This is a genomic window from Actinomadura monticuli, assembly GCF_041463655.1.
Taxonomy (GTDB): domain Bacteria; phylum Actinomycetota; class Actinomycetes; order Streptosporangiales; family Streptosporangiaceae; genus Spirillospora; species Spirillospora monticuli.
This window is the reverse complement of the sequence record NZ_JAXCEI010000007.1, coordinates 103222-119220: the sequence shown is the minus strand read 5'-3', so window position 1 is coordinate 119220 and position 15999 is coordinate 103222. Positions and strand designations below refer to the sequence as shown.

18 protein-coding genes are annotated in these 15999 nt (G+C 72.0%); 8 read left to right on the top strand and 10 right to left on the bottom strand.

Features of this window, described 5'->3' with window-relative positions; translation table 11 throughout:
- Positions 1 to 75: 75 nt before the first annotated feature.
- Positions 76 to 1860, bottom strand: coding sequence for a serine/threonine-protein kinase (locus tag SM611_RS17485; RefSeq protein WP_371950624.1), 1785 nt, complete (start codon positions 1858 to 1860; stop codon positions 76 to 78).
- Between the two features lie 478 nt (positions 1861 to 2338).
- On the opposite strand from SM611_RS17485, the gene SM611_RS17480 reads away from it, so the two are divergent.
- Positions 2339 to 3838: a DEAD/DEAH box helicase gene (locus tag SM611_RS17480; RefSeq protein WP_371951026.1), complete on the top strand. Its 1500-nt coding sequence runs from the start codon at positions 2339 to 2341 to the stop codon at positions 3836 to 3838.
- A 46-nt stretch (positions 3839 to 3884) separates the two neighbouring features.
- Here the strand turns inward: SM611_RS17480 and SM611_RS17475 are convergent, their stop codons facing one another.
- Complete coding sequence (locus SM611_RS17475; RefSeq protein WP_371950623.1) at positions 3885 to 4604, bottom strand: glycerophosphodiester phosphodiesterase; 720 nt, start codon at positions 4602 to 4604, stop codon at positions 3885 to 3887.
- A 59-nt stretch (positions 4605 to 4663) separates the two neighbouring features.
- Here SM611_RS17475 and SM611_RS17470 point away from each other — a divergent pair, with 59 nt between their 5' ends.
- The 3 genes from SM611_RS17470 to SM611_RS17460 all read left to right on the top strand — a co-directional run bounded on the left by SM611_RS17470 (position 4664) and on the right by SM611_RS17460 (position 6924).
- On the top strand, positions 4664 to 5539 hold the full coding sequence (locus SM611_RS17470; protein WP_371950622.1) for an alpha/beta fold hydrolase: 876 nt from the start codon (positions 4664 to 4666) through the stop codon (positions 5537 to 5539).
- Positions 5540 to 5594: 55 nt separating this feature from the next.
- Positions 5595 to 6416: a helix-turn-helix domain-containing protein gene (locus tag SM611_RS17465; protein WP_371950621.1), complete on the top strand. Its 822-nt coding sequence runs from the start codon at positions 5595 to 5597 to the stop codon at positions 6414 to 6416.
- A 169-nt stretch (positions 6417 to 6585) separates the two neighbouring features.
- A complete protein-coding gene (locus SM611_RS17460; RefSeq protein ID WP_371950620.1) occupies positions 6586 to 6924 on the top strand; it encodes a cyclic-phosphate processing receiver domain-containing protein in 339 nt (112 codons plus the stop codon).
- A 1-nt stretch (position 6925) separates the two neighbouring features.
- On the opposite strand, the gene SM611_RS17455 is transcribed toward SM611_RS17460, so the two are convergent.
- The 3 genes from SM611_RS17455 to SM611_RS17445 all read right to left on the bottom strand — a co-directional run bounded on the left by SM611_RS17455 (position 6926) and on the right by SM611_RS17445 (position 8018).
- Positions 6926 to 7117: an FAD-linked oxidase C-terminal domain-containing protein gene (locus SM611_RS17455; protein ID WP_371950619.1), complete on the bottom strand. Its 192-nt coding sequence runs from the start codon at positions 7115 to 7117 to the stop codon at positions 6926 to 6928.
- Positions 7118 to 7257: 140 nt separating this feature from the next.
- The gene (locus tag SM611_RS17450) at positions 7258 to 7740 is read right to left on the bottom strand and encodes an ATP-binding protein (RefSeq protein WP_371950618.1); all 483 of its coding nucleotides are present in this window, start codon (positions 7738 to 7740) and stop codon (positions 7258 to 7260) included.
- Positions 7737 to 8018 carry a hypothetical protein gene (locus tag SM611_RS17445; protein WP_371950617.1) on the bottom strand — a complete coding sequence of 94 codons (282 nt, stop codon included), beginning with the start codon at positions 8016 to 8018 and terminating at the stop codon, positions 7737 to 7739. The genes SM611_RS17450 and SM611_RS17445 overlap by 4 nt, the downstream gene beginning before the upstream one ends.
- A gap of 198 nt (positions 8019 to 8216) precedes the next feature.
- On the opposite strand from SM611_RS17445, the gene SM611_RS17440 reads away from it, so the two are divergent.
- Complete coding sequence (locus SM611_RS17440) at positions 8217 to 9062, top strand: helix-turn-helix domain-containing protein (protein ID WP_371950616.1); 846 nt, start codon at positions 8217 to 8219, stop codon at positions 9060 to 9062.
- Between the two features lie 19 nt (positions 9063 to 9081).
- Positions 9082 to 9402 carry a DUF397 domain-containing protein gene (locus SM611_RS17435; RefSeq protein WP_371950615.1) on the top strand — a complete coding sequence of 107 codons (321 nt, stop codon included), beginning with the start codon at positions 9082 to 9084 and terminating at the stop codon, positions 9400 to 9402.
- Positions 9403 to 9707: 305 nt separating this feature from the next.
- On the opposite strand, the gene SM611_RS17430 is transcribed toward SM611_RS17435, so the two are convergent.
- Together SM611_RS17430 and SM611_RS17425 are read right to left on the bottom strand one after the other, a co-directional pair.
- Positions 9708 to 11246, bottom strand: coding sequence for a serine/threonine-protein kinase (locus SM611_RS17430; RefSeq protein WP_371950614.1), 1539 nt, complete (start codon positions 11244 to 11246; stop codon positions 9708 to 9710).
- 47 nt (positions 11247 to 11293) lie between these two features.
- Positions 11294 to 12877: an FAD-binding oxidoreductase gene (locus SM611_RS17425; RefSeq protein WP_371950613.1), complete on the bottom strand. Its 1584-nt coding sequence runs from the start codon at positions 12875 to 12877 to the stop codon at positions 11294 to 11296.
- 152 nt (positions 12878 to 13029) lie between these two features.
- On the opposite strand from SM611_RS17425, the gene SM611_RS17420 reads away from it, so the two are divergent.
- Positions 13030 to 13215 carry a DUF1059 domain-containing protein gene (locus SM611_RS17420; protein WP_371950612.1) on the top strand — a complete coding sequence of 62 codons (186 nt, stop codon included), beginning with the start codon at positions 13030 to 13032 and terminating at the stop codon, positions 13213 to 13215.
- Between the two features lie 5 nt (positions 13216 to 13220).
- Positions 13221 to 13517 (top strand): hypothetical protein, encoded by a 297-nt coding sequence (locus tag SM611_RS17415; RefSeq protein WP_371950611.1) that lies wholly within the window; start codon positions 13221 to 13223, stop codon positions 13515 to 13517.
- A gap of 70 nt (positions 13518 to 13587) precedes the next feature.
- On the opposite strand, the gene SM611_RS17410 is transcribed toward SM611_RS17415, so the two are convergent.
- The 3 genes from SM611_RS17410 to SM611_RS17400 form a co-directional block, all read right to left on the bottom strand.
- Positions 13588 to 13881, bottom strand: coding sequence for a DUF1330 domain-containing protein (locus SM611_RS17410; protein WP_371950610.1), 294 nt, complete (start codon positions 13879 to 13881; stop codon positions 13588 to 13590).
- A gap of 96 nt (positions 13882 to 13977) precedes the next feature.
- A complete protein-coding gene (locus tag SM611_RS17405) occupies positions 13978 to 15426 on the bottom strand; it encodes an MFS transporter (protein ID WP_371950609.1) in 1449 nt (482 codons plus the stop codon).
- Positions 15423 to 15881, bottom strand: a complete 459-nt coding sequence (locus SM611_RS17400; protein ID WP_371950608.1) for a MarR family winged helix-turn-helix transcriptional regulator — start codon at positions 15879 to 15881, stop codon at positions 15423 to 15425. Before SM611_RS17400 ends, SM611_RS17405 begins: the two co-directional genes overlap by 4 nt.
- Positions 15882 to 15999 lie beyond the last annotated feature (118 nt).

Here is a 15999-nt window from a genome sequence, read left to right as displayed (position 1 = left end):
CCCGGACCGCGACGCGCACGACCCCGTCGAGGGCCCCCGCCTGTCAGGCGGGGGCCCTCCGCGTCCCCGGCCCCGTCAGGGCGTGGGGACGGCGACACCGGCCGCGCGGAAGATCTCCGGCCGGACGAACCTCCCGAGCCGCGTGTAGGGGACATGGAACACATGCTCGGCCCGCCCGCAGCTCATGGGGTAGCCCAGGCTGGGCAGCGGGAGGTAGAAGTCGATCCCCCTGCGCGTCGGGATCAGCAGGACGCCGTCGTCGAACTCCTCGGGCGTCAGGTCCGTGGCCTCCGGCGGGACCTCGACGTACCGGCGCCCGTCGGCGTCCCAGTACCTGCCCCCGCACAACGAGACGCCGTTGGGGCCGTACTCGACCAGGAGCCGGGTGAGGGCGCTCATGCCCGTCCGGGTGTGCGCGTCCGCCGTGACGAAGTCCCGGTTCGCCAGGGCCCGTCCGGTGGTGAGGTCGACGGTCACCGTCGCCAGCGGCGACGTGTTCTTCGACATGACCGTCCCGGTGAGGGTGTAGCGGACGGAGAAGAGCTTGGGCCCGCCGAGCCCCACGTCATAGGCGATGCGGCCCGTGTAGGGGTGCGCCGGGTCGTCCTGGTCGGTGAAGGAGGCCAGGCCCGGACCGGCATACCGCGTCCAGTCCTCGGCCGGCTTCCGAACGAGTGCGTTGACCTTGCTCTGCAACCCCGCGGGGAGGCCGGTCAGCCGGGGCACCCGGCCCGTGAACCGGACGGACGGGCCGCTCGTCGTCTGGGTGAACGACACCGGCCGCACCTGGAGGACCGGCGGTTTCGCGCTCTGGGCGGCGTCTCCGGAGTTCGCCGCGTACACGCCGGCGCCTCCGGCGGCGACCGCGGTCGCCGCGATCACGGCCCCCACGGCCTTCGCGGTGACGGCCGCCGACACACCACCGCCGGCCGCTCCGCCCGCCGCGGTGCCGGCGGCGACGGTTCCGGCGGGGGCCAGGCCCGCCGCCACCAGCGGGAAGACGGCGGCGAGGGCCACCGCCGCGCCCGCCATCGCCGCCACGCCGCGTCCCTCCCAGCCCGGTCCGTACGCCGAGGACGCCGCGGCGTCCAACTCCGCGACGAAGTCGGCGGCGCCCGCCGGACGGTCGTCGGCGGACTTGGCCATGCCCCGCGCAACGAGGTCGCGCAGCCCCTCCGGCACCTCGTCCAGCGGGACGGGCGCGCGCAGGTGGGCGCCCGCGAGCGCCGCCAGGTCCCCGCCGAAGGGGCGGCCGCCGGTGACGCACTCGTAGAACACGCAGGTCGCGGCGTACACGTCGGTGGCCGGGGAGGCGGGCCGCCGCTCCCACTGCTCGGGCGCCATGTAGGCGGGAGTGCCCGCCCCGCCGCCGTCCCCGGCGAGGGCGGCGACACCGAAGTCGATCAGCTTGCTCAGCCCGTCGGCCCGGACGACGACGTTCGCGGGCTTGTAGTCGCGGTGCACCACGCCGGCGGCGTGCGCGGCGGCCAGCCCGAGCAGGGACCCCTTCAGGACGGTCAGCGCCGCCTCCGGCTCCAGGGCGCCGTGCTCGGCCAGGATCCGCTTGAGCGAGACCCCGTTCACCGCCTCCATCACGAGCGCGACCCCGCGCGCGGCGCCGACGAACCGGTAGAGCCGCACGACGTGCGGGTCGTCCACCCGGCCGAGCATCACGGCCTCGTCGCGCAGCGCCGCGACGGCGCGCTCGTCCCCGTCCCGCCTGGCCAGGTACTTGATCGCCACCGGAGCGCCCGAGGCGGCGTGCCGGGCCAGCACCACCCGGCCGCCCTGCGCGCCCGCGCCCAGCTCCCGCACCTCGGTGAAGCCCTCGACACGCCACGGCCGGGCCTGATCGCTCATGCCGTCCAGCGTGCGGCACTCGCGATCATTCGCGGCAACGGCCGCCCGGCCCGGTCGCGAAGTGTCCGGATGTGGCCGTGCGCGCCGCCCCGGGCAGGACGTACGGCGGGGCCGCGGGACGCCGGAGGCCCCGCCGGATAATGCCTGGCGGACGGGGCATGGAATAGACGAAACCGTGCAAACGTTGGGACTGCTGATCGGCTATTGGTGTATGCAACGGCCGGTAGGTACACTGCGTCGCGGAGTGTGACCGCACGCAGCCACAGCGAGTGACTGCTTTCAACCCCTGACTGCGGTCGCCGAGAGATTTGATCAACGGCTGGTCCCTCCCGCGCGAGCGCGCGGCCGCTGGAGCGATGGACATGTCCGCGAGGACGCAGTCGCGCCGGCGGGCCGCGCCGCACCCGGGAGCGGAGACCCCGCATATTGGAGGCTGAAAGCCCTGACTACCTTTCGTGAACTCGGGGTCGTCCCCGAGATAGCAGACGCCCTTGAGGCAGAGGGCATCGTCAACGCGTTCCCCATCCAGGAGCTCGCCCTGCCGATCGCGCTGGGCGGGCACGACATCATCGGCCAGGCCCGGACGGGCACCGGCAAGACGCTCGCGTTCGGCGCGGCGCTGCTGCAGCGGATCGAGCACGGCGGCAAGGAGCCGCGCGCGCTCGTCGTCGCCCCGACCCGCGAGCTGGCCCTCCAGGTCACCGACGACCTCCTGGTCGCCGGCGGCAAGCTCGGCAGCCGCGTCCTGTCGGTGTACGGCGGTCGCGCCTACGAGCCGCAGATCAGCGCGCTGCGCGACGGCGTCGACGTCGTCGTCGGCACCCCCGGACGGCTCCTCGACCTCGTGAAGCAGAAGCACCTCGACCTGTCCAAGGTCGGCATCCTGGTGCTGGACGAGGCCGACCGCATGCTCGACCTCGGCTTCCTGCCCGACATCGAGCGGATCGTCGAGCGGATCCCGAAGAAGCGGCAGACGATGCTGTTCTCGGCCACGATGCCGGGCGAGATCGTCGCGCTGTCGCGCACGTACCTGACCCGGCCGACCAACGTCCGCGCCGAGTCGCACTCCGAGTCGGACGCGACGCCGCAGGTCGTCCAGCACGTCTTCCAGGCCCACCAGATGGACAAGCCGGAGATGCTGGCGCGCCTCCTGCAGGCCGAGGGCCGCGGGCTGACCATGGTGTTCTGCCAGACCAAGCGGGCCTGCGACCGGGTGGCCGCCGACCTCGCGCAGCGCGGCTTCGACGCCGCCGCCGTGCACGGCGACCTCGGGCAGAGCCAGCGCGAGCGGGCGCTCCGCGCGTTCCGCAACGGCAAGATCGGCGTGCTGGTGGCCACCGACGTGGCGGCCCGCGGCCTCGACGTCGACGACGTCACGCACGTCGTCAACTACGAGTGCCCCGACAGCGCCGACACCTATGTGCACCGCATCGGCCGGACGGGCCGGGCGGGCAAGGAGGGCGTCGCGGTCACGCTGGTCGACTGGTCCGACCTCGTCCGGTGGAAGCTGATCAACGGCACGCTCGACCTGCCGTTCGCCGATCCGCCGGAGACCTACTCGACGTCCCCGCACTTCTTCGAGACGCTCGGCATCCCCGCGGGCACGAAGGGCAAGCTGCCCAAGGAGCACCGCCACGAGCGGGCCGGGCTGGACGCCGAGGAACTCGAGGACATCGGCGAGACCGGCAAGATCCGCAGCCACACCCGCGGCGACCGCGACCGCGATCGCGACCACGACCGGGAACGTCCCCGGCCGCGCCGCCGCAAGCGCAGCCGGACCCGCACCCGCGCCGGACAGCCGGTCGAGACGGCCACCGCGGCGGAGGCCGAGACCGCCGCGGACGCGGCGTCCCCGGCCGACGGCACGGTCGTCGACGCGGTCGCGACCGAGCGCAAGCGCAGCCGGACCCGCCGCCGCACCCGCGCCGGCCAGCCCGCGGCGGCGGCCGCCCCGGCCGAGGCGGCGGAGACGGCCTGATCATCTGGCGACGACCGCGAGACCTCCGCCGGGTCTCGCGGTTGTGCTATTGCGGGGCCCGGCGGTTCGGGGCGTCCGTGCCGCCCCGGCCGTCCCGCAGGTTCAGGGCGGTGCCGGGGTGGTCGGTCACGAGGACGGCGACCCGCGGGTCGCCGAGGAACCGCCGCATGACGGGCTCGGCGTTGACCGTCCAGATCATGGCGGGGATCCCGGCGCGCCCGCACTGGCGCAGCACGCCGACGCGGGCCAGCCGGTGGTTGAGCGCGACCATGTCGGCGCCCGCCCGGCGGACGAGCCGCAGCGGCGCGAAGTCGCGCGCGGCGCCGCGCTCCCACAGGTTGCGCCCCACCGACAGGGCCGTCCGGACGCCGGGGAAGCTCTTCTTGATCTCGAACAGCGAGGCGACCTCGCGGGTGGTGACGACGAACCCGTCACGCCCGAACGCCTCCATGGCGAGGGCGACGGTCTCGTGCTCGCAGCCGCGCTCCTTGAGGTCGAGATGGCCCTTGGCGCGGCCCGCGATGATGTCCATGGCGTCGCTGACGAGCGGTACGGGCCGGGTCGCCAGGTCCTGGATGCGCGCGTAGCTCAGCCGGTTCAGGCGGAGCCCGCCGATCTCGGGGTCGTGGTGGACGACGAGCCGCCCGTCCCCCGTCCGCCGGATGTCGATCTCCACGTACTCGGCGCCGGACGCGGCGGCGTCGCCGAGCCCCGTCAGCCCCGCCTCGTCACGACGGTGCGCGGAGATGGCCGGCTTGGAACGCACGCAGGCGACGCTACCACCGAAACTTTTTCACCGATGTCCATTGACTAGGCTGGTACCCCGTGAGTACGCCCCGGTTCCTGAACCTGCCCCCCGGCGTGAGCCGTGTGACCGTCGAGACCCCGCGCGGGCCGTTCGCCGCGCTGGAGGCCTTCCCCGGCTCGGGCGTGCCCGAACGCTGTCCCGCCCTGCTCGTCCCGGGCCTGACGGGCAGCAAGGAGGACTTCCTCGCCGTCCTGCAGACGCTCGCCGCGTCCGGGCGGCGCGTCCTCGCGATCGACATGCGCGGCCAGTACGAGTCGATCGGCCCCGACGACGTCTCCGCCTACACCCGCGCCGCCCTCGGCGAGGACGTCGCGGCCCTGCTGGACGTCCTCGGCCCCGACCCCGTCCACCTGGTCGGCCACTCGTTCGGCGGGCTGGTCTGCCGGGAGACCGTCCTGTCGGGGGCCCTTCCGGCGTCGCTGACGCTGATGAGCTCGGGACCGTCCGCCGCGACCGGCCAGGCCGCCGCCAAGGCCCGCGCCCTCCGCGACGCCATCCCCGAACTCGGCCTGGCGCAGATCTGGGAGCTCGCCCTCGAACCCGACTACCTCGGCCGCGGCGTCCAGCCCGAGGTCCTCGCCTTCCTCAAGGCCCGCACGGTCGGCAACTCCGAGAAGGGCCTGTCCTGCATGGCCGGCGAGCTGCTCACCGCGCCGGACCGGGTGGACGAGCTCACCAAGCACTGCGCCGACGCCGGGCTGCGCACCCTCGTCCTGTACGGGGAGGACGACGACGTGTGGTCTCCCAACACGCAGGCCGCAATGGCGGAGCGGTTGAACGCCGACCGGGTCGTGATCCCGGGCGCCGCCCACTCCCCCGCCTGGGAGGCGCCCGAGACCACCGCCGCCGCGCTCCGTACCTTCTGGAACGAAACGGAGCACACCCTGAAGTAACGGTCAGCTACCGGAACCTCGCGCATCGTCGCCGCGACCGTCCTACGCTGTCCGCATGCCGGTGGACTACCGAGCCCCGAACATCAACGCGCGCAGCGTGGGGCAGCATCTGCGACAGATCCGGGAGATCCTCGAACTCTCCTACGGCGACGCGGCGGCCCGCCTCGGCGTCGGCGCCGACTGGCTGGCCCGCGTCGAGACGGGCTTCGGGCCGGTCACCCCCGACCAGGTCGCCGCGATCCTGGACTCCTACGGCACCCCGGCGCACATCCGGGGCGCGGTGGTCGACCTCGCGTCCCGCCCGGCGGGCCCGCCGTGGCTGGCCCGCCATGTGGGGCGCCTCAAGGCCCTCGTCCGCGACATCTACACGGTCGAGTCGGAGTCGGCGCTGATCCACGTCTTCGGCATCGGCTGGATACCGGAACTCGTCCGCTGCGAGGAGTACGCGCGCCTGGTGTTCGAGCACCAGTACCCCGCGGTGGACGTCGACCTGGAGTGGGACCTGCTCCGCAGCCGCCAGCGGCACCGGTCCCGCACCCTCGACGTGATCCTCGACGGCTTCACCCTGGAGCACCACGGCGGCCCGCCGGACGTCATGCGCGCGCAACTCGCCCACCTGCTCGAACTCCCCGCCGACGGCCGCTCGTCCGTCCGGGTCGTCCCGCCGGACACGGGCGCCCACGCGGGCATGGACGGCTCCTTCGACGTCCTGGAGTACCCCGGCCTGCCGGACCGCATCTCCATCGTCCACACCGCCCTCGGCATCGACGCCGCCCAGGCCGACCTCTGGGAGGTCTGGCAGAAGATCGAGGCGGTGGCCCTCTCCCCCGCCGACTCCGCGGCCTTCCTCTCCGGCCTGGCCGATCAGGTGAAGTAGTGGCCCTTGCCGAGAGCGTCCAGTAGCCCGGGCTGAGTCGGGCGCCAGCCGAGCAGCTCGCTGGTCAGCACGCTCGACGCGGAACTGTCGGCCGCGGCGACCCCGGCGAGCCGCCTTCGCGCGCCCAGCTACGCGGGCGGACTCGCGATTCCTCCGCGATGATTGCCGGGTGGACAAGAGTGCTGCGGGACAGACGCCGATCATCCTCGGCGTGGACGACCTGCGCTCCTTGCCCAGGGCCACGCGGGTGGCCCGGACCAGCCGCGAGGGCGTCCTGCTTCTTGAGGAGCACCGCGACCGCGAGATCGACGAACTGTGGCTCGACCACGACTTGGGCGGCGACGACACGATCATGCCGGTCGTGGCGCTGCTGGAGGAGGCGGCCTTCGACGGCCGTCCCTTCACGATCGGCATGATCTTCGTCCACAGCGCCAATCCGAGCGGCGCGGAGACCCTGCTCCGAGTGCTGCGGCGCTGGGATTACCGCGTCCGGCGGGCGATCGCCTAGGTCACGCCCGGTCCTGGCTGATCAGGTCCAGGAGGACGCCGGGGTTAAGGATGGCCACGGGGTCGAGGGTGGATTTCATGGCCTGGAGTGCGGCGGCGAAGGGGGCGGGGCGCTGGTGGTCGTACCAGGGGCGGTGGTCGCGGCCGACGGCGTGGTGGTGGGTGATCGTGGCGTCCACGCAGGTCCGCGCCATGCGCGCGACGCCATGGGGAACGGCTGACCCGCTCTCCGCACGAGCGGCGTGCCCTGGGCTCCGAACGGAGCCGCGCGCCATGCGCCGTCATCATGCCGAGGACGGCACGGACCTGACGGGGCCCGCGCCGCCGGACCCCGTCAACAGTCGGAGACGTGCGCGGCACCGGGAGAGGGGGTGGGCACTTCCTCGCGCACCCCGTCATGGCGTGACGGGATCGCGGCGGGAGTGCAACCGCCGGTGTGCGGGACCTCGAACCAGACGCGCAGCCGGCCGCCGTCGAGCTGCTCGAACCCCCACGACTTCGCCAGCGTTGACAGGATGGGCAAGCCGCGCCCGTGCTCACCGTGCGGGTCGTCGACGTGGTGCGGGACGCCGTCGCCGCCCTCGTCGGTGACCTCGATCCGGATGCTGGCCGTGTCCACGTAGGCGTCCACCTCCACGAGGTTGCCCTTACCGTGGACGATCGCGTTGGTAAGGGTCTCGGACAGCAGGAGGACGCTGTCCTCGCAGGCGCTGTGCTCCGCGCCGAGGAGCGGTTCGAGGCAGCCCAGCAGCCAACGGCGTCCGTTCGCCACATTCTGCGGCGCGGATGGGACGACGCACGTCCCCAGGTGCTTCATCGGATGCCCACCGTCCACGCGACCCGGGCGGCGGCCTCGGCCACATCCCCGGCCATGCTCCACTGGCTCCCGAAGGTGTGGAGCCACCGGCCCCGGTGGTCGACCGCCGCCACCCCGAGCCACTGCCGGGGCCACGCCCGCCCCGGCACCCACAGCACGGCCTCACCGCGCAACGGGTGGACGAGGATGGACGCGCACTGCTGACGTTCTCCCAGCTTGAGACACAGATCAGCCAGGAGGCTGAACCGCACCGCATGCGGTCGCTGATCCGCTGACATCGTCGGACGTCCCTTCTCCAGGCACGCGAACGACCACGATCCACCCGACTTTCTCGCGTGACCGCTCATCTACCGTGCGTGATTTTCGCTACGGTCGAAGCATGGAGCGGACTGGGCGAGTTTGTAAACCCACAAAAGTGAACTCGCTCAAAGAATCATGATCCGCCCGATAGGCATACACCCATTGGAGGTACGAACGTGGCAAGTCGGACGAGCCCCACGGTCCGCAGGCGACGCCTCGCGTCTGAAATGCGGAGACTACGCAGAGAGTCGGGAAAGACCCGAGAAGAGGCGGCCAAGTTCGCGGACATCGCACCCGCCACGGTGAGCCGCATCGAGGCCGCCGTCCACGCCCCGAAGGTCGCCGACATCATGGCGCTCTGCAAGTTCTACGGCCTGGACGACGAGCGCACCGAGGTCCTGGTCACCCTCGCCCGACAGAGCCGCCAGCGCGGCTGGTGGCAGAAGTACAGCACCGCCATCCCTGCCTGGTTCGAGGTTTACGTCGGCCTCGAAGAAGAGGTCTCCGAAATCCGGAGCTACCAGTCCGAGGTGATCTTTGGGCTCCTGCAAACGGAGGCATATGCCCGTACCGTGCTGCTTGCGGATGACAACGTCTCTCCCGAAGACGGCGAACGCATGCTCGAAGTCCGCATGCGGCGCCAGAAGCTACTTGAAGGGCTTGACCGGCCGAAGTTGTGGATCATCCAGAACGAGGCGGCCCTACGCAGGGAGGTCGGTGGCCGAGCCGTCATGCACGAACAGCTCGACCATCTCGTGACCATGTCCCGTATGCCGGGCGTGACCATCCAGGTGCTTCCACTGGCGAGCGGCGCACACCCGTCCATGCACGGGGCCTTCGAAGTCCTGAGCTTCCCAAATCGCCGTGATCCCGACGTCGTGTACGTTGATTATCGAAACGGGAGCATTTACCTTGAGGAGTCAGCGGAGGTCGACGACTACGCCCAGCTCTTCGATCAGCTACGCGCGAGAGCACTCGGCCCCGACGAGACACGCACCTTGATCACCCAGATAGCTCAATAGCAGCCTGACGGAAGAGAAAGTGGAGGTCTCCACGATGGGCCTCTCCCGGGTCACATGGCGCAAGGCACGCAGTAGCGCCAACAACGGTTCTTGTGTTGAGGTCGGCAGCTGGCACAAGAATGGTGCCGACCAAGAGGGCCACGGCCTTGAGATCGACGATAGGTGGGTGGAGAGCAGGCGCGACAGCCAACAAGGCAGCTGCGTTGAGATCCCGGCAGGCGAGGTAATCGCGCTGGCGCGGGACTCCAAGGACCCGGACGGGCCGGTACTCTGCTTCGGCGCTGACGCTTGGAGCGCCTTCCTCACCACAGTGAAGACCGGCCACTTCGACCTACGCTGAGCAGCCCCATCTACGTTGAGTTGCAGCGTGTTGCCCTCTGTTGTCGGTGCGGTCGACACCCACGCGTGTCAGCCCTTTCGACGACCGGACCAGAGCTGCGCCGGTGCCGAACGGCGTCCCGATGCCTGCGGGGGTGCCGGCGCCGACTTACCTCCGAGAGACTGGGATCTGGTCGAGCAAGGCGACAGACGCCGCGCTCAATCGTGGAGCCGTCAAAGTCCAGTTGCGCCCCCGGATCACCCGCCACGCAGGCGCCACGAGAACCGCCATCGAATGACACCCTGTAGGCGCCCGGCCCATTCGGGTCACCGGGCGGGTTCGGGGCCGCGGTGGCGTCGGCGGGACGCGGCCTGGGCGGCGACCCAGACGGTGAACACGGCGGCGAGGACGCCCATAAGAGCCCAGGCGCGGGCTTCGGAGCCGACGTGCCTGCTCATGTCGGCGTCCATTCCGATCCCCAGGGTCCAGAAGACGAGCGGCAGCCACAGGACCGCGAGAGCGCCTTCGATGACGACGGCCGTCCTGAGCAGGGCGGGACGCGGCATGCGCGCCTCCAGCGACGCGTTCACACCCGCGAACGCGAACATGAGCGCCACCGCGCCCGCCAGCCAGGCCCAGGCCAAACCGAAGCCGATGTCGGGCGCCCGGTCCGACTCGCCCAGTTCGTTGATCACGATCGCGTCGTAGGAGCTCGGCGCGGCCAAGGTGAGCAGGACGGCGAACACGGCGACGGCCGGGAGGACGAATGCGGGCCGATCCGTCATGTTCCACAGCAGGCACGAGAGAAGGATTGCCACCACCAGGGCCACTTCCAGCCAGCGCGGCGCGACCTCCAGGAGGATCGACAGTCCGATCGGGTCGGCGAAGTCGCGCGGCAGCAGCAGAGCCGCGGCGATGGCGATCCAGGCGGCGACGAGAGCGCCCCGAACGGCGACCGGGTGGCGGCACGCGCCCGTGGACGCGGGCTCGACACGGGTGGCCGGTTCCGGGGACGGCGGGCGGTGCTCGGCGAGAGGCGGTTCGCCGTCGTCGGAGACGGCCTGGAGGAGATCGCGGACCTGGGCGGGAGACAGGCGGGCAGCAGGGTCCTTGCTCAGCAGGCCGTGCAGGAGGTGGGCGAGCGGTCCGCCGCATCGGGGTGGGGCAGGCTCCTGGGTCGCGATGGCGACGAAGAGGCCGCCATGGCTCGGTGCGGTGAACGGCGGGCGGCCCTCCACGGCCGCGTACAGGGTCGCACCGAGCGCCCACAGGTCCGAGGCCGGCGTGGCGCGTTCGCCGCGCACCTGCTCAGGGGACATGTAGGCGGGTGTGCCCAGCACCGCGCCCGAGCCGGTGAGGGTTGCGTCGCCCTCCACCGCGGCGATGCCGAAGTCGGTCAGGACGACCCTGTCACCTTCCAGCAGCACGTTGGCCGGTTTGACGTCGCGGTGCACGACGCCCTGCGCGTGGGCGGCTGACAGGGCGTCCAGCATGGCCAGTCCGATCGCGGCGACCCGGCGGGCGGGCACCGCCCCCTGCTCGGCCAGCAGCTGCGCCAGCGACCGGCCCCGGATCAGCTCCATCACGATCCACGGGCGGCCGTCCTCGCCCATCACCCGGTCGTAGACGGTGACGATCGCCGGGTGCCTCAGCCCGGCGGCGGCGCGGGCCTCGCGCTCCATCCGCGCGTACCACACGGACCGTTCCCGCTCGGTGACCTGCTCGGGGACCCGCAGCTCCTTGATGGCGACCTCGCGGCCGAGCTCGGGGTCATGCGCCCGCCAGACCGCCCCCATCCCGCCCTGCCCGATCCGCCCCAGATTCCGGTACCGGCCCGCCAGCACACCCTCGCCGTCCCAGCCCATGATCGGACACTACCGTCCGCGGGCCCGGCGACGTGGGCGGTCGGCCTCTACCTGCGGGGGTCCAGGAGGACGCCGGGATTCAGGATCCCGGACGGGTCCAGGGTGGACTTGACGGCGTGCAGCGCGGCGGCGAACGGGTCGGGGCGCTGGCGGTCGTACCAGGGGCGGTGGTCGCGGCCCACCGCGTGGTGGTGGGTGATCGTGGCTGAGTTGGCTGACAGCGCGTCGGAGACGGCCGTTTTGATCTCGTCCCATTGCGCCACGGTCGAGCCCCAGCGTCCGCTCGCGTAGACGCCGAAGTAGGGGGCGGGGCCGTCGGGGTAGACGTGGGTGAAGCGGCAGGTCACGACGCCTTGGGCGCCGGCCGCGCGCATCGCCTCCCGCGCCGCCGACAGGACGGCCTCGCGCAGCGCGGGGAAGGCGCCCCAGGTGCAGGCGGTCTCGAACGTCTCCACGATCATGCCGTGGGCGGCCAGGGCGTCGCGCTGGTAGGGCATGCGCAGGAACGCGGTGCGCCAGGTGTCGGACGCGTTCCGGGCCCGGGGCGGCTGCGGGCTGCCGCCGTGGTCGCGGCACAGCTCCAGGGCGCGCTCCAGGGCCGCTTCGACCGGGTGGTCGGCGGACTCGAAGCCCAGTACCAGGACGCCGCCGGGTGAATCGGTGCCGGCGTTCAAGAGGGCTTCCATGGGGTCGAGCAGGCGGCAGTTGGCCGGGTTCAGCCCGGATTGCGCCAAGGCCCGGGTCGCGGTGACGGCGTCGTCGTAGCGGGTGAACAGGACGGAGGCCCCGGCACGCCGGCGCGGCCGTGCCTGGAGGCGCATCCAGGCTTCGGTGATGATCCCGAGGGTGCCTTCGGACCCCAGGAACAGCCGGTCCGGGGACGGGCCGGCGCCCGAGCCCGGCAGCCGCAGCGACTCGCTCACTCCGGCGGGGGTCACCACGCGCAGCGACTCCACCAGGTCATCGATGTGGGTGAGGACGGTGGCGTAGTGGCCGCCCGAGCGGGTCGCCAGCCAGCCGCCGAGCGTCGAGAACTCGAACGACTGCGGAAAGTGCCGCAGGGTCAGCCCGTGCGGGCGGAGCCGGTCTTCCAGCGCCGGGCCGAAGATCCCCGCCTGGATCCGGGCGGCCCTGGCCGCGGTGTCCACCTCGATCACGTCGGCGAGCTCGCCCAGATCGAGGCTGATCACCTGTCCGGTGTCCCGCGGCTCGACGCCTCCGACGACCGAGCTGCCGCCGCCGTAGGGGATCACCGCGATCCCGGCCCGCGCGCACCAGTCGAGCACGTCCACCACGTCCCGTTCGCCGCGCGGCCTCACCACCAGGTCGGGCACCTCCCCCACCTCGCCCAGCAGGTTGCGGACGACGTCCCGGAACGCCTTGCCGCGGGCATGCCCGACGCGGTCGGCCGGGTCGTCCGAGCACAGGCGGTCCAGGCTTGCCGGCGCCGCGACTCGCGGGGCCCCGACGCCCAGTTCACCGATGTCCGGTGGCCGATGGTCGACCAGCTCGGCGTCCGGCAGCAGCGCGGCCACCCGGCCGATGAGCGCCTTCCGTTCCGCGCCCGTGACCGCGTCCTCCAGGTTGCCCCAGCCCCACCAGGACCGCGTCCCACCACCCTGAGCCGACAATCCGCCTCCTCGTCCCTCGCCGAAGTGCCCATCAGCATGGCATGCCCGGGTCGCCGCGGCGCGGCTTCCCTCTGACGTGGCGTTATGCCTACATTGGAGGAGTTGCCATGATGTGGCGGTGCGGCGGGCCGCGAGGGGGAATCATGCGCAAGGTGGCCGACTGCAGGGACATGCCGAGCGAGTCGGGCTGCACGCTCACCATCAGCGGCGAGGAGGACGAGGTCGTCCGCGCCGCCGCCGAGCACGCGGCCTCGGTGCACGGGCACGACGACACCCCGGAGCTGCGGGACGAGATCCGCACCCACCTGAAGGACGAGCACGCGACGGCAGGGGGCTGAGCCATATGAGCTTCGTACAGATCATCGACTACCGCACCGACCGCCAAGACGAGATGGAAAGCCTGTTCGACGAGTGGGCGGAGGTCAGCGAGGGCAAGCGCACCGCGACGCACGAAATGCACACCCACGATCGCGAGGACCCGTCCCACTACGTCGACATCGTCGAGTTCCCGTCCTACGAGGAGGCGATGCGCAACAGCGACCTGCCCGAGACCCGGCGCCTCGCCGGGCGGATGGAGGAACTGTGCACCGACGGCCCGCGCTTCCTGAACATGGACGTCTCGCGGGACGAGTCGCTCTGAACAGGTAGTTCATCGGAAGGCCGGCCACCCCGCGCGCTGCCGCGCGGGGTGGCTCCTGCGGCATCGGCCGTCAGTCGACGCCTTCGATGATGCGGAAGTCGCGCTCGACGGCGTCACCGAGTGCGGCCAGCGCCTCCTGGTAGGCCGCGCTCTCGCGTGCGGCGACCGCCTGCTCGAAGCTGTCGAACTCGACCAGGACGACGCGCTCGGCGACGCCGGCCTCGTATGCGGCGACCCGCCCGCCGCGGGTGAGGGTCCGCCCGCCCGCGGCCTTGACGGCCGGACCGGCCAGCTTGTTGTAGGCGGCGAGCTTCTCGGGGTCGGCGATGGTGCGGTAGACGCTGACCCAGTAGCCCTTCGGCATGGTTCCTCCTGTGTTCGGGACTGATGCTCGGATCCATGGCCGGCGCGCTGCGGGTCGGCGCGCCGGCCGAGACGCGTCGAAGCCGGACGGCTTCGGTCAACCGGCTGGGGTGGCGATCGGATTGGTCTCGGGTGGGCGTCGGCTACGGCGGACGAGGACGAGGCTGGTCATGGTCGTGATCGCCATCACGGCGACGCCGATCAGCGCCGCGGTGGTGTAGGCGCCCTCGGCCGGGAAGAGGCGGCCGGTGCCGGCGGCCAGGACAAGGCCGCCGATGGCGCTGCCCAGGGAGTACCCGACGCTGCGGACGACGTAGTTGAAGCCCATGGCGCTCGACGTCTCGCTCTTGGGCGTGACGGCCAGGATGACGCCGGGCATGGCGGCGGAGAAGCCGCCGACGCCGAAGCCCAGCACGCCCATGGCCACGAGCAGTTCGGCCAGATTGGACCGGGCCGCCGCGAAGAGGACGAACCCGCCGCCGACGATGGCGGCGCTGCCGGCGAGGAGCAGGGGGCCGTCGATCCGTTCGCGGACCCGGGCCGTGAGCTTGCCGGCGACGAACCCCAGCACGGAGAACGGGATGAGGACCAGCCCCGCCACGAAGGTGGTCAGCCCGAAGCCGTAGCCGGCGCCGTGCGGCGTCTGCGCGTAGCGGGTGATGAGCGTGAGCAGCAGGTACATGCCGCTCCCGCCGACGAACATGGCGATGTTCGCCCCGGCGACCGCCGGGTGCCGTACCGCCCGGACGTCGACCAGAGGCGTCGCGGTGCGCAGCTCGGAGACGGTCCAGGCGCACAGCAGGAACGCGGCGGCGACGGCGAGGGCCACCGCCACGGCGAGGTGCCGGCTCCACAGGCTCCTCTCGCCGGCCAGGAGCAGGACGAGAAGCAGTCCGCCCGCCAGGACGAGCGCACCGGCCACGTTCACGTGGGCGGATCGGCGTCCGGGAGCCGCGGGCACGGAGCGCCAAGCGGTCAGGAACGCGATGGCGGTGACGAGCAGGCCGAGGCCGTAGGCGGCCCGCAGTCCGCCGAACTCGGCGAGCAGCGCGGCCAGCGGGTAGCCGACGCCGGCTCCGATGATGGAGACCACGGAGATCAGCGCGATCGTGGCCGCGCCGCGCTCCTCGGGAAGATGGTCGCGGGCCACGCCCATCATCAGCGCCGTGAGACCGAGCCCGACGCCTTGGGCGGCTCTGCCGGCGAGCAGCCAGGCGAACGGCAGCGGCAGCACGGTGAGCGCGCTGCCGACGACGGCGATCGCCAGCGTGGCGAGAATCGCGGCCCGCCGGTGGGGACCGGCGCCGAGCCGGCCGAGGACGGGTGTGGCGACGGCGCCGCTGAGCAGGGCGATGGTCAGCGTCCACTGCGTGCTGTCGAGGGAGACGTGGAACGTGGTCGCCACGCTGGTGATGAGCGGCGTCCCGAGGCTGGCGACCGCCGCCACGACCAGGGCGATGAACACCAGGGCGGGGACCAGCGGACGTGCCTCGGAACGTGTCGGGGCGGCACTCACAGGCCGGTCAGGCCCCTGGGCCGCGGTCACCGGTCCGACTCCTCTCGGGCGCGGGCTTCGAGCTCTGCCAGATGCAGCAGCGCCGGAAGGGCCGCCTCCAGAGCCTCGGCCTCGTCACCGGTGAGTTCGTCGATCAACCGCGCGTACGCGTCGACGCCCGCCTGGCGCCGCGCCCGGACGTAGGACGCACCGGCCTCGGTCAGGCGTACCAGCGTGACCCGCTTGTCGGACGGATCGCCCGTCCGCTCGACCAGCCCGGCTTCCTCCATCACCCGGACCAGGACGGTCATCGCGGGCTGGGTGACGCCCTCGGCCGCCGCCAGATCGGTGATCCGTCGCGGGCCGGCCTTGTCCAGGGTGGCCAAGGTGGCGGCGGACGTCAGGCTCATGTCGCGGGGAAGGCGTCTCACGGCCCTGGTGGCCAGCTCGTAGAGGGCCGACCCGATGGCATCGGAAGCGCCGTGCGCGGCGCCTTGGCGACTCATCCCTGAAGTATAGCAGTTTTATATATATTCTTTATTCATGTCTCGATCAGGGGTCGGCGAAGCAGGACGGGCGTCCCCGGACGGGACGCGACAGGGGGGCGGTGGCGAGGGCGGTACC